Source organism: Stenotrophomonas sp. YJH_SMC_40 (genome assembly GCF_059368615.1).
Genome location: NZ_JCAFRX010000007.1, coordinates 243,190 through 255,554 on the forward strand (window position 1 = coordinate 243,190; position 12,365 = coordinate 255,554).

Annotated in this window: 14 protein-coding genes; 7 read left to right on the forward strand and 7 right to left on the reverse strand. The window is 67.5% G+C overall.

Annotation, left to right across the window (positions count from 1 at the left end; translation table 11 throughout):
* Positions 1 to 63: 63 nt before the first annotated feature.
* Positions 64 to 417, reverse strand: a complete 354-nt coding sequence (gene folB, locus AC5P6X_RS15355; RefSeq protein ID WP_005407807.1) for a dihydroneopterin aldolase — start codon at positions 415 to 417, stop codon at positions 64 to 66.
* A gap of 354 nt (positions 418 to 771) precedes the next feature.
* Here folB and AC5P6X_RS15360 point away from each other — a divergent pair, with 354 nt between their 5' ends.
* Positions 772 to 1,425: a hypothetical protein gene (locus AC5P6X_RS15360; RefSeq protein WP_049448269.1), complete on the forward strand. Its 654-nt coding sequence runs from the start codon at positions 772 to 774 to the stop codon at positions 1,423 to 1,425.
* A gap of 33 nt (positions 1,426 to 1,458) precedes the next feature.
* Here AC5P6X_RS15360 and tsaD read toward each other — a convergent pair whose 3' ends face one another.
* A complete protein-coding gene (gene tsaD, locus AC5P6X_RS15365) occupies positions 1,459 to 2,484 on the reverse strand; it encodes a tRNA (adenosine(37)-N6)-threonylcarbamoyltransferase complex transferase subunit TsaD (RefSeq protein ID WP_049448268.1) in 1,026 nt (341 codons plus the stop codon).
* 166 nt (positions 2,485 to 2,650) lie between these two features.
* On the opposite strand from tsaD, the gene rpsU reads away from it, so the two are divergent.
* The 6 genes from rpsU to AC5P6X_RS15395 all read left to right on the forward strand — a co-directional run bounded on the left by rpsU (position 2,651) and on the right by AC5P6X_RS15395 (position 7,799).
* A complete protein-coding gene (gene rpsU, locus AC5P6X_RS15370) occupies positions 2,651 to 2,866 on the forward strand; it encodes a 30S ribosomal protein S21 (RefSeq protein ID WP_002808376.1) in 216 nt (71 codons plus the stop codon).
* Between the two features lie 134 nt (positions 2,867 to 3,000).
* Positions 3,001 to 3,444: a GatB/YqeY domain-containing protein gene (locus tag AC5P6X_RS15375; protein WP_005412032.1), complete on the forward strand. Its 444-nt coding sequence runs from the start codon at positions 3,001 to 3,003 to the stop codon at positions 3,442 to 3,444.
* Between the two features lie 105 nt (positions 3,445 to 3,549).
* The gene (locus tag AC5P6X_RS15380) at positions 3,550 to 4,470 is read left to right on the forward strand and encodes a YihY/virulence factor BrkB family protein (protein ID WP_012478940.1); all 921 of its coding nucleotides are present in this window, start codon (positions 3,550 to 3,552) and stop codon (positions 4,468 to 4,470) included.
* Positions 4,471 to 4,531: 61 nt separating this feature from the next.
* Positions 4,532 to 6,271, forward strand: coding sequence for a DNA primase (gene dnaG, locus AC5P6X_RS15385; protein WP_012478939.1), 1,740 nt, complete (start codon positions 4,532 to 4,534; stop codon positions 6,269 to 6,271).
* Positions 6,272 to 6,298: 27 nt separating this feature from the next.
* Positions 6,299 to 6,799: a protein tyrosine phosphatase family protein gene (locus tag AC5P6X_RS15390; RefSeq protein ID WP_049448265.1), complete on the forward strand. Its 501-nt coding sequence runs from the start codon at positions 6,299 to 6,301 to the stop codon at positions 6,797 to 6,799.
* Positions 6,800 to 6,827: 28 nt separating this feature from the next.
* The gene (locus tag AC5P6X_RS15395) at positions 6,828 to 7,799 is read left to right on the forward strand and encodes a bile acid:sodium symporter family protein (RefSeq protein WP_049396182.1); all 972 of its coding nucleotides are present in this window, start codon (positions 6,828 to 6,830) and stop codon (positions 7,797 to 7,799) included.
* Positions 7,800 to 7,915: 116 nt separating this feature from the next.
* Here the strand turns inward: AC5P6X_RS15395 and AC5P6X_RS15400 are convergent, their stop codons facing one another.
* The 5 genes from AC5P6X_RS15400 to AC5P6X_RS15420 all read right to left on the reverse strand — a co-directional run bounded on the left by AC5P6X_RS15400 (position 7,916) and on the right by AC5P6X_RS15420 (position 12,332).
* The gene (locus AC5P6X_RS15400; protein WP_099605588.1) at positions 7,916 to 8,722 is read right to left on the reverse strand and encodes a calcium-binding protein; all 807 of its coding nucleotides are present in this window, start codon (positions 8,720 to 8,722) and stop codon (positions 7,916 to 7,918) included.
* 146 nt (positions 8,723 to 8,868) lie between these two features.
* Entirely contained in the window at positions 8,869 to 9,762 is an 894-nt protein-coding gene (gene cyoE, locus AC5P6X_RS15405; protein ID WP_005412028.1) for a heme o synthase, read from the reverse strand.
* A gap of 4 nt (positions 9,763 to 9,766) precedes the next feature.
* A complete protein-coding gene (locus tag AC5P6X_RS15410) occupies positions 9,767 to 10,930 on the reverse strand; it encodes a COX15/CtaA family protein (RefSeq protein ID WP_005407797.1) in 1,164 nt (387 codons plus the stop codon).
* A gap of 10 nt (positions 10,931 to 10,940) precedes the next feature.
* A complete protein-coding gene (locus AC5P6X_RS15415; RefSeq protein ID WP_005412027.1) occupies positions 10,941 to 11,510 on the reverse strand; it encodes a redox-active disulfide-containing membrane protein in 570 nt (189 codons plus the stop codon).
* A 108-nt stretch (positions 11,511 to 11,618) separates the two neighbouring features.
* Positions 11,619 to 12,332 carry an SURF1 family protein gene (locus tag AC5P6X_RS15420; protein ID WP_088436388.1) on the reverse strand — a complete coding sequence of 238 codons (714 nt, stop codon included), beginning with the start codon at positions 12,330 to 12,332 and terminating at the stop codon, positions 11,619 to 11,621.
* Positions 12,333 to 12,365 lie beyond the last annotated feature (33 nt).

Sequence of the window (12,365 nt, forward strand, 5' to 3'; positions counted from 1 at the left end):
CCAAGGTTGCCGGCCAGCGGCCGGCACTACCGGGGTTGCTGGCCAATGGCCGGCACGACCGGGTCAGTCCCGCGTGCGTTCGATGATCACGCCCACCGCGCGCGCGCCGCGCACCGCGCCCGGCTTGCTCAGCTTCAGGCGCAGCCACTTCACGTCGAATTCGTCCAGCACGATCTGCGCGCAACGCTCGGCCAGGGTCTCGACCAGGCCAAACTCCGACTCGCGCACGAACTGTTCCAGGCGCTTGCTCACCGCCTTGTAGTTCAGGGTGTGGGCGATGTCATCGGTGGCTGCGGGGCGACGGTTGTCGAAGCCCATTTCCAGGTCGAACACCAGGTCCTGGCGGATCCGCCGCTCCCAATCGTAGATGCCGATCAGGGCGTCGATCGTCAGCCCCTCGATGAAAACCTTGTCCATTGCGGTTACCAGCCGAATACAGACGGCCATGGTACCGGCACGGCGGTGAGCCTGCCCGGAACGGGCGGCGGGCCACCGGCGTGGGGCGGTCCGGAAAAAACAAAGGGCCCTGCTAGCGGGGCCCTTTGGTACCTCTCAACGTCCCCGGGGGGAGCTGGAATCCAGCCGCGAGTCCCGGAGCACACGATGCAGATCGTGACGTTCATTTCCTCTACGGTCCAGAGTCAATCACGACATACTGGAGGAAGCCCAAGGCGATACAGGAATTTTGCTGCCTGACACGGCGGCATTGCCCGATATCACGCCTGCGGCAACCAGCGCAGGCTAGTGATCCGCCATGTGGTCCCGTATTTGATGAGAGAGCAACGAATCCTGCAGGCAGCGCTGTCACGCCCACGGTGGGCGACGTACAAACGCATTGCATACCGGCACTGTTTGGACGCCGCCTCACTTTACGTATGGAACATGCAGATGTGCGGCGCGCTGCTATCTCCCCTGCACGTCTGTGAAATCGTAATCCGCAATGCGGTGGCCGCGGCGCTGGCGCATACCTTCGGGCCGCGCTGGCCCTGGCATCCTGCACTGCTGCAGCGGATGCCAGCAGATGGCGCGTTGTCGGCCTTGCAGGATATCCATAGACAGGCAGATCCTCGGATGGACACTCCGGAGATCATCGCCAGTCTTCGTTTCGCTTTCTGGCAGCAGCTTTTCACGCGGCGCTTCGAGGGAGCCATCTGGGCGCGGGGCTTGAAGATTGCGTTGCCGAACGCGCCACAGGATGCTCTCAGCGTGGTCCGCAGGAACATCCATGCTGACCTCGACCGCATCCGCCACCTGCGCAACCGCATCGCCCATCACGAGCCCATCCTCGAGCGCGACATCGGCGCCGACCTGGCCGCGATCGGGCGGCTGATCCATGCCCGCTGCCCGCACACGCTGGGCTGGCTGCAGCGCCATGAGCGGGCGACAACCGTGCTGGCGGCGTCGCCGTTGGCAGTGCATCGGTAATGCGTCCGCCGGCCGTGGCCCGACGCTACCGGTTCACACCGCCGGCAGGGTCGCCATGTCCCAGCGCGGGGTCACATCCACCTTCGGCGGACTGTGCTGGCCGGCCTGCAGGCGCAGCGCGCCGGCGAAGGCAATCATCGCCCCGTTGTCGGTGCACAGTGCCGGCCGCGGGAAGCAGGCGCGGCCGCCGAGGCGCTCGGCCATCTGCTGCAGGCGGGCGCGCAGGCGCGTGTTGGCGCCGACGCCGCCGGCCACCACGATCACGTTGGTCCCCGCCGCTTCCAGCGCGCGCTCGCACTTGATCGACAGGGTCTCGACCACCGCATCTTCAAAGCCCCGGGCGATGTCGGCACGGGTCTGCTCGCTCTGGTCGCTGTCGCGCCAGGCCATCAGGACCTGGGTCTTCAGGCCGGAGAAGCTGAAATCCAGCCCCGGGCGGTCGGTCATCGGCCGCGCGAAGCGGTACGCGCCCGGCGTGCCCTGCTCGGCCAGCCTGGCCAGCTGCGGGCCACCGGGGTACGGCAGCCCCATCAGCTTGGCGGTCTTGTCGAAGGCCTCGCCGGCCGCGTCATCCAGGGTCTCGCCCAGCAGCCGGTATTGGCCGATCGCATCCACCGCCACCAGCTGGGTATGGCCACCGGACACCAGCAGGGCCACGAACGGCGCTTCCGGCGGGTCGTCTTCCATCAGCGGGGCCAGCAGGTGGCCTTCCATATGGTGTACGCCCACGGCCGGTACCTCCAGCGCCCAGGCCAGCGAACGCGCCACGCCCGCGCCCACCAGCAGCGCGCCGACCAGGCCGGGACCGGCCGTATAGGCCACGCCATCGATATCGCCTACCCCCAGACCGGCTTCGGCCAGGGTCTGGCGCACCAGCGGCAGCAGCTTGCGGACGTGGTCGCGGCTGGCCAGCTCTGGCACCACACCCCCGTATTCGGCGTGCAGGGCGATCTGGCTGTAGACCGCATGGGCGCGCAGGGCCGCGCTGCCGGACAGGCCGGTGTCATACACCGCCACGCCGGTCTCATCACAGGAAGATTCGATGCCAAGGACTCGCATGCCTGCTATTATGACGCCCCTGCCGCCCCCTCGGGGGATGTGCAGATCTCACTGCTTTCGAACTTCCGGCCCGTATTCAGGGTTGGCCGCTTGCAGTTTGTCTATTCGCCGCTATAATGTGCGGCTCGCCGGGCGTGACCCGGTTCTACTGTGTCCCGGAGATTCCATGCCCAGCGTCAAAGTCCGCGAGAACGAGCCCTTCGAGTTTGCTCTTCGCCGCTTCAAGCGCACTTGCGAAAAGGCCGGTGTGCTGGCCGAAACCCGCAAGCGCGAGTTCTACGAAAAGCCGACCCAGGAGCGCAAGCGCAAGGCCGCCGCTGCTGTGAAGCGTCAGCTGCGCCGCTCGTCGCGCGACGTCACCAAGCGTCAGCGCCTGTACTGATCGGACGCATCTTCATTGCGGCGGGCCTGCCTGTCGCGATGGAGCCGAAGCCGGCACGCGCGAGCGTCGCCGGCTTTTTGCGTTTCCGGGTTCGGGCATCCGCCCCCGCCCCACCTACCACCACGAGGTTCCTCATGAGCATGAAGCAGCAGCTCACCGAAGACATGAAGGCCGCCATGAAGGCGGGCGAGAAGCACAAGCTGGGCGTGATCCGCCTGATCAATGCCGCCATCAAGCAGCGCGAAGTGGACGAGCGCATCGAACTGGACGACACCGCCGTGATCGCCGTGCTCGACAAGATGGTCAAGCAGCGCAAGGACTCGGTCAGCCAGTACGAAGCCGCCAACCGCGAAGACCTGGCCGAGATCGAGCGCGCCGAGATCGTGGTCATCGAAGCCTACCTGCCGGCCAAGATGGGCGAAGCCGAGATCGTGGCCGCCATCCAGGCCGCCATCGCCGAAACCGGCGCCTCCGGCCCGGCCGACATGGGCAAGCTGATGGGCGCACTGAAGCCCAAGCTCGCCGGCCAGGCCGACATGGGCCTGGTCTCCAAGCTGGTCAAGCAGCTGCTGGCGTAATCCAGCACTTGCGGTCGGATCCCTTCCGCGACACGGAAGGGCTCTGACCCCATTGATGCACCCGCTTCACCGCACCTTCGTCGGTCGCCTGCTACAACCGCACACATGGTTGAACCCGAGCCCAACGTTCCCGTGTCACTGCGCAAGTACATCAAGCGCCTGCAGGACAGCTTCCCGATGGCGGTGGCCAAGCGCTTCGTCGACGTCGACGTGCTGACCCAGGCAGCTTCCGTCTCCTTCTACGCCCTGCTGTCGATGGCACCGTTGCTGGTGCTGCTGCTGTGGCTGACCGCCTCACTGTACCCACCGGCCCAGCAGGCACTGATCGACCAGATCAGCTCGGTGGCCGGCAGCAGCGCGGCCACCGTGGCCGAAACCGTTCTGAAGAACGCCGACAACCAGCCGGATGTCGGCTCGCTGGCGGGTGTGTGGAGCACGCTGCTGCTGTTCGTCGGCGCCACCGCCGTGTTCGCCCAGCTGCAGAACGCACTGAACCTGATCTTCCGCACCAGCGGCGAGCGCCTGGAAGGCCTCAAGGCTTGGCTGCGCAAGCGCGTGTTCTCGTTCGGCGTGGTGCTGGCGCTGGGCTTCCTGCTGATCCTGTCGATGACCGCCACCACGGTGCTGCAGGTGGCCTTCGCGCAACTGCCCTCGATCCTGCCCGCGCTGGGGTACGTCACGAGCCTGCTGCTGTACGCAGTCGGCTTCGCCTTCATGTACCACTACCTGCCCGACCGTCGCGTGGCGTGGCGCCAGGCCTTCATCGGCGGCGTCATCACCTCGGCACTGTTCGCACTGGGCCGGTACGGCATCGGCGTCTACATCGCAACCGTGGCCCCCGGCAGTGCCTACGGCTCGATGGGCGCGCTGGTGATCTCGCTGGTCTGGATCTACTACGCCACCGTCGTGTTCTTCGTTGGCGCCCTGATGACGGCGGTGATCGATGAGCGCCTGCGCGCGCGTCATCACCTGGCCGCAGCCGGCATTGATCCGGCAACCGCCAGCCAGGTGCCCGACAGGGGGTAAACTAGGCCGACCGCCCCCGGTTCCGTCGCGTGGTCCTGCACCGCGCCCTGCCCTGTTGCCCATGGCCCGTATCCCCGACGCTTTCATCGACGACCTGCTCGCCCGCACCGACATCGTCGAGGTGGTGGGCAGCCGCGTGCCGTTGAAGCGCCAGGGCAAGGAGTACGCCGCGCGCTGCCCGTTCCATGACGAGCGCTCCGCGTCGTTCACCGTCTCGCCCACCAAGCAGTTCTATCACTGCTTCGGCTGCGGCGCGCACGGCACCGCGATCAGCTTCCTGATGAACTACGACCGCCTCGAGTTCCTCGACGCGGTGGATGAGCTGGCCAAGCGCGCGGGCATGGAAGTACCGCGCAACGAGAACCCGCGCAGCCCCCAGCAGCAGGACGACAGCCGCGAGCTGTATTCGGCACTGGATGCCGCCGCCCGGTTCTTCCAGAAGAACCTGGAAAGCAGCGACAAGGCACGCAGTTACCTCGATGGGCGTGGCGTGGACGAAGAGAACCGCGCGCGCTTCCAGATCGGCTACGCCCCGGACGGGTACAGCGGCCTGCGCGATGCGCTGGGCAAGGACGAGCGGCGCATGAAGCTGCTCGACCGTGCCGGCCTGTTCTCCAAGAACGATCGCGGCCATGTCTACGACAAGTTCCGCGACCGGGTGATGTTCCCGATCTTCGATCGTCGCGGCCGGGTGATCGCCTTCGGCGGCCGCGTGTTCGAGAAGGACGACGGCCCCAAGTACCTCAACTCGCCCGAAACCGCGCTGTTCCACAAGGGCCGCGAACTGTACGGCCTGTGGCAGGTGCGCCAGGCCAACCAGAAGATCGAGCGGCTGATCGTGGTCGAGGGCTACATGGACGTGGTCTCGCTGTTCCAGTTCGGCGTCACCCAGGCGGTGGCAACGCTGGGTACCGCGACCACGCCGGACCATGCCGAGCTGCTGTTCCGCAACGCACCGGACGTGTTCTTCTGCTTCGACGGCGACGCCGCCGGCCGCCGCGCCGGCTGGAAGGCGCTGGAGTCGGTGCTGCCGCGCATGAAGGATGGCCGCCAGGCCTTCTTCCTGTTCCTGCCCGATGGCGAAGACCCGGACACCATCGTGCGCAAGGAAGGCGCCGAAGCGTTCAACGAGCGCCTGAAGCAGGCTACGCCGCTGTCGCAGTTCTTCTTCGACGAACTGACCCGCGAGATCAACCTGGGCACGCTCGATGGCAAGGCACGCCTGGCCGAACGCGCCAAGCCGATGCTGGCACAGATTCCCGACGGCGCCTTCGGCGACCTGATGAAGCAGCAGCTGGCGCAGCTGACCGGCCTGGGCGGTACTGCCCAGGCCACGCGCGCGCCGATGCCGCAACGCCAGCCGCAGCGGACGATCCAGCCGGTGGCCAAGCGCAGCCTGGTGCGCGGCGCGATCGCCGTGCTGCTGCAGCAGCCGTCGCTGGCGCTGACGCTGGGCGGCAAGCACCACTTCCAGGGCCTGCGCCTGCCCGGCGTGGAACTGCTGCTGGAGCTGCTGGGGCTGGTCGAACAGCGCCCGGACATCAGCACCGGCGCCCTGCTGGAACACTTCGACGGGCGCGAGGAACAGGCCTCGCTGCATACCCTGGCCGCACAGACGCTGCCCGGCACCGAGGCCAGCTGGACCCAGGAACTGCACGACGCAGTGGCACAGCTGGAGAAACAGCTGCTGGTGCAACGTCTGGAGGAGTTGTTGGCAAAGCAGCGCCAGCAGGGCCTGGACGATACTGACAAGTACGAACTGCGCGAGCTGCTGAAGGCGCGCGCCGGACTGCGCCTGTAGCGGCAGAACGTTTTCACGGAGAAGACCATGCTGCTGCGCCTGACCTGCCTGCTGTTGTTGTCGCTCTGCCTGCCACTGACGGCCCTGGCCGAAGACGCGCCCCTCAACGAAGTCCGCCCCGGCCTGTATGCCGGCGGCCAGCCCAGCGCCGCACAGCTGCAGGCCTTGGCTGCACAGGGCGTGCGCACCGTGATCGACCTGCGCCAGCCCGGCGAGGACCGGGGCTTCGATGAAACCCGCGTCGCCGAATCATTGGGCCTGCGCTACGTGCGCATTCCGGTGGCCGGCGCCGATGGCCTGGATACGGCCAACGTGCGCGCCGTGCACCTGGCCCTGCAGCAGAGCCAGGGGCCGGTGCTGCTGCACTGTGCGTCCGGCAACCGCGCCGGCGCCGTGCTCGGCCTGGTCAATGCACGGTACGAACATGCCAGCCCCGAACAGGCCCTTCAGCTGGGCCAGCGTGCTGGCCTGAAGTCGCTGGAAGCCGCCACCCGCCAACGCCTGGCAACGCCGGTCACCTCGCCCTGAACCCTCCGCACCAAGGACCCTGCCCACCATGACCCGCTGGTGGTCGCGCCTGCGACCGGACAACTTCACCCTCGCCCTGCTGTGCACCGTCGGCCTGGCCTCGCTGCTGCCGATGAAGGGCGCCGCCGCCATCGTCCTCGACGATGTCACCACCGTCGCCATCGCTGCACTGTTCTTCCTGCATGGCGCGCGCCTGCCGCGCGAGTCGATCATCGGCGGCATGCTGCACTGGCGGCTGCACCTGACCATCCTGGCCTGCACCTTCATCCTGTTCCCGCTGCTGGGGCTGATGTTCAAGCCACTGTCGGGCTGGCTGCTGACTCCGGAGCTGTACCTGGGCGTGCTGTTCCTGTGCACCCTGCCGTCCACCGTGCAGTCGTCCATCGCGTTCACCTCGATGGCCCGCGGCAACGTGCCGGCAGCGGTGTGCAGCGCCTCGCTGTCGAGCATCCTCGGCGTGTTCCTGACCCCACTGCTGCTGACCGCGCTGGCCGGCACCTCCGGCGGCGTGCATGACCCACTGCACGCGATCGGCGGCATCATGCTGCAGCTGCTGGTGCCGTTCGTGGCCGGCCACCTGCTGCGGCCGTGGATTGCCGGCTGGGTTGAGAAGCAGCGCGCGCTGCTGCGCTACACCGACCAGGGCACGATCCTGCTGGTGGTGTATTCGGCGTTCGGCGAAGCGGTGACCGAAGGGTTGTGGAGCAAGACACCGCTGCTCTCGTTGCTGGCCGTGGCCGTGGTGGCTGCCGTGCTGCTCGGCATCGCCATGCCGCTGATCACCTTCATCGCCCGCCGGCTGCGCTTCAACCGCGAGGACGAGATCGCCATCGTGTTCTGCGGCTCGAAGAAGAGCCTGGCCACCGGCGTGCCGATCGCCAAGGTGCTGTTCGCCGGCGGCAGCCTCGGCGCGATCGTGCTGCCGGTGATGATCTACCACCAGATCCAGCTGATCGTCTGCGGTGTGATCGCGCAGCGGTATGCGCGGCGCAAGCCCTGACAGGGCACGCGGGTTGTTCCGGGTAGACCATCCACGCATGGCGTGGATCTACTCCAAACCACGGATGGCGTGAACCACCAGTAGATCCACGCCATGCGTGGATGGGTTGCCTGACACTACGGATCCACGAGCGTGCCGACGCTCAGCTCCGGCATCCACACCCACAGGTCGTACGCCCGTTCCGCATGGGTATCGCCCCGCGGCCGCGGGGCCACCTGCTCTGGAAGTGGCCGCGCCATGCAACGGTCCGCGCACGCCCACGCCTGGCCACGCAGCGCACCCAACCGCACGCTGTAGATATCCAGGTCCCGCAGCTGGGAGGCCATGGGCCGCCTCTGCATTTCCGGCGGCATACCTTCCGGTCGCCGCAGCATGGCGTGGACATTGCCAGTCAGCACCAGCATGCGTGCATTGTCTGGCAACTCTCGATAGAGCCGTCGCAACTCGGCTGCCATGAAGTCATCGCGCGCCTGGTTGCCGCCACTGCTGGCATTGACGTCATAGCCAACCACTTCGATCACGCGCCCCTGCGTCTTCAGCACACGCAGGCCTTCGATCATCGCCAGCATGTCGCGGCTGCGGCGACCATCATGCTGGTCATCGCGCACGGTCCAGAACGCGCGGCCGTGCAGGTGCCGGCGCGCCCTGGCCCCGCCATCGGATTCCAGATAGTCGCGCAGCACAGGGTTCTCGGCGCGTGGCAGTTCCAGCGCCATCAGGACCGGGCCGTTGCGGCTGTAGTCGTCCACCAGCTGGCGTACCAGCAACGGGGTCTCGCGGGTGCCATGGAATTCGCCCAGTACCAGCAGGCGGTGCTCACCGGCATGCTGGCGGATCTGCGCGGCGGTGTCATCGGCATGCGCGGTGAGGGCCACACCCAGCGCCAGCAGCAGCGCGGTGGTCCAACGGAAGATCGAATGCATCCCTGCGCCTTCCTTTCCTTTGCGGTCAGGAACAGCAATGGCGACGCAGCAACCGCGGTTCAAGTAGATCCACGCCGTGCGTGGATGCTCCCGCCATCAGACCGGGCCTGAGTCGACCGTGGCTCGACTCTACAAAGGGCAGCCCCTCACAACCAGGGCAGGATCCAGTGGTCCACCAGCAGGAAGGCGAACAGCGCCATCAGGTACACGATGGAGTAATAGAACATCTTCATCGAGAACAATTCGTCCGGCGGGTTGAGCATGCGCCAGGCATACCAGAGGAACACCGCGTTGAGCACGATCGCGCCGCCCAGGTAGAACGCACCGCTCATGCCCACCAGGTACGGCAGCAGGCAGACCAGCGCCAGCACCACCGAATACGCCATGATCTGCTTGCGGGTATGCACCACGCCGTGGGTCACCGGCAGCATCGGGATCTCCGCCTTGGCGTAGTCCTCGCGGCGGAAGATCGCCAGCGCCCAGAAGTGCGGCGGGGTCCAGATGAAGATGATCAGCACCAGCAGCGACGAGTACGCCCAGTCCGACGAGCCCTGCATGCCGGTCACCGCCGCCCAGCCCAGCATCGGCGGCATCGCGCCGGCCAGGCCACCGATGACGATGTTCTGCGAGGTCGCACGCTTGAGGTACACGGTGTAGATCACCGCGTAGCCGATCAGCGAGGCGAAGGTGAGCACGGCGGTGATCAGGTTCACCCACAGCACCAGGATGGTCATCGACAGCACGATCAGCACACCGGCAAACACCAGCACCTGCCATGGCTTGACCTTGCCCACCACCAGCGGACGCCACGAGGTGCGCGCCATCTGCGCATCGATGTGCGCGTCCAGCAGCTGGTTGATGGCGGCCGCGGCAGAGGCCGCCAGCCAGATGCCGAGGAAACCGAGCACGCCGGCGCGCACCTGCTCCCAGCTCGGCACGCCCGGAATGGCCAGGACCATGCCGACCAGGGCGGTGAAGACGATCAGGGCAACGACCTTGGGCTTGGTCAGGTCCCAGTACTGGCGGTAATTGGAAAACATGGAGTCAGTCCGGGGCGCGCAGGCGGGCCAGCAGGCTGACCAGCACGAACAACAGGGCAACGGCCACGCCGTTGTGGGCCACCGCCACTTCCAGCGGCAGCGCCAGCTTCACGTTGAGGATGCCGAGGGTGACCTGCAGCACCAGCAGCGCGATCAGCGCGCTGGCCCAGCCACGCATGCTCGGCAAGCGGAACAGGCGCACGCCCAGCCACAGCAGGTAGACGGCCACCACCACCGCGAACAGCCGGTGCGCCATCTGGATGGCGATACGCGAGGCGCCATCCAGCACGCCGCCTTCGTAATCCACGCCGATGCCGCGCCACAGGGTGAAGCCTTCGACGAAGTTGTGCTGCGGCCACCACTGGTTGGCACAGCGCGGGAAGTTGTCCAGCGAGGCGCTGCCGCCGCCGCAGGCCAGCGCCGCGTAGTTGGCACTGACCCAGCCGCCCAGTGCGATCTGGGTGACCAGCACCGCCACGCCGATGCGCAGCACCCACTTCAGCTTCGGTGCTTCGGCCAGGGTGATCGGCATGTGCGTGGCGCGCCAGGCCATCCAGACCAGCAGCGCGAACATCAGCATGCCGCCCAGCAGGTGCCCCATCACCACGATGGGCTTGAGCAGCAGGGTCACCGTCCACATGCCCAGCAGGGCCTGGAAGATCACCACGGCCAGGGTCAGCAGTGCAGCGCGCGCCAGGTCGATGTTGCTCCAGCGCAGCGCCGCGATCAGCAGGATCGCCTCGCCGATCAGAGCCAAGGTACTGGCGGTGCCATGCCAGCCCATCATGTACAGCGGTATGCCGGCGGCCACCAGCACGCAGGCGGTCACCACCGCCGTGCTTCCGAATCGCCGCTTGCGCGTGGCCAGCAGCGCCAGGGTCAGGATCTCGATGCCCAGTGCGCCGGCCAGGAAGCGGTGCACCTGTTCACGCCAGGCCTTGTGGGTTTCCAGCGGGCGGATCTCCGCCGCCGGGTGGCCGATGGTCTCCTCCACGTGCTGCGGCCAGGTGGCCTGGCCATAGCAGGTCGGCCAGTCCGGGCAGCTCAGGCCGGCATCGGACAGGCGCACGAAGGCGCCGAACATGATCGTGCTCGCGGTCATGATCATGGCGAACCACGCCAGGCGGTGGAAATTGCGGTGCAGCGCCGGACGCGCGGAAAGGCTCATCAAACGGGACTCACTTCAGTTTCAGCAACGTGGCCATGTCCTTGCGCAGGCCACCGAGGTCGGTGCCCGGGGCATGACGCATGATCACGAAGCCGTTCGGATCGATCACGTAGACCGGCAGGCCAGCCGGATCGTCGACGCCGGGCAGGGCCGCGCGCAGTGCTGGCGACGGAGCCAGCGGCCGCAGCGCGGGCAGCGAGGCGATCGACGCCGGTGGCGTTCCCAGCCACAGGATTTCGACATTATCGGCGTTATGGCCGAACAGCTGCCACACCTTGCCCAGTCCCTGCGACAAAGTGACGCACTGGGCGTCGCAGGCACCGGCCGGCGCCACCAGCAGGCGCCAGGTGCGGGCTTCGGGGTTCCACGGGTACGGCTGGCCGTTGGCCAGGGTCGGCGCCTGCTGGCGCAGGTCCACAGGCGGCTTCAGCAGCTGGCCGGCATTGCGGTGCCCGGTGGGCTGCCAGCCAGAGAAGCGCAGCACGGCGGCCAGCGCCATCGCCCCGAAGAACACGGCAAACAGCAGCACCAGGGTCCGGCGGCCGGAGCCGCGCGCCTGCGGGGACGTAGCAGTGTTCATGCGGGGCATTTTCTCATGGTTGGGTGAGGGATGCGGGTGTGACGCCGCGGTAGTGCCGGCCGCTGGCCGGCACCCAGGAATGCGGGGGTTGCCGGCCAGCGGCCGGCACTACCGGGCAGCACGTCGCCTGCGCCACTCCAGTACCAGCGCGACCACCAGCACGGTCAGGGCCAGGCCGAACCACTGCACGGCGTAGCCCAGGTGGCGCTGCGGCGGCAGCGTGTTCGGCAGCAGGTCCAGGTCGCGTTCGTCGCCAAATGGCAGCGCCGGGTCCAGCCGCAGGACGCGATCGGGCAATGCCGGCAGGCCAAGCGCCGCCGCCAGGCCCTCGGCGGGCAAGCGGCTGGCCAGCCAACGCCCGGCCTCATCGGTAGCGGAGAACGCCGGGCCCAAGGCCAGCCCCGCCGACGGCGGCGGCGCCAGCAGGCCACGCACCGCCACCGGCGAAGGCGGCGACGGCACATCCGGCAGCCTGCGATCGGGCGGCAGCGCGCGCCAGCCCAGATCGACCAGCAGCACGCTGCCCTCGTCACTGCGGAACGGGCGATAGATCTTCACGCCCGCGCGGCCGTCCCGGATCTGGTTGTCCAGCAGCACCACGCCGGGCAGGAAACGGCCGTGGTCGGCCACGCCGTGCAATGCGCCAGGTGCAGCCAGGGCCTGCGCCAGTGGCAGCGCCTGTGCCACAGCTGGACCTTGTGCATCCAACATTGCCTGTTTGGCATGCATGCGCTGCAGCTGCCACAGCCCCAATGCGGTGAAACCAACCATTGCCAGCACCGCCAGCAGCCATCCGATCACGCGTGTGTGCTGGCGCATCATGACAAGTCCGCGCAAACGCGGTCAGATAGGCGC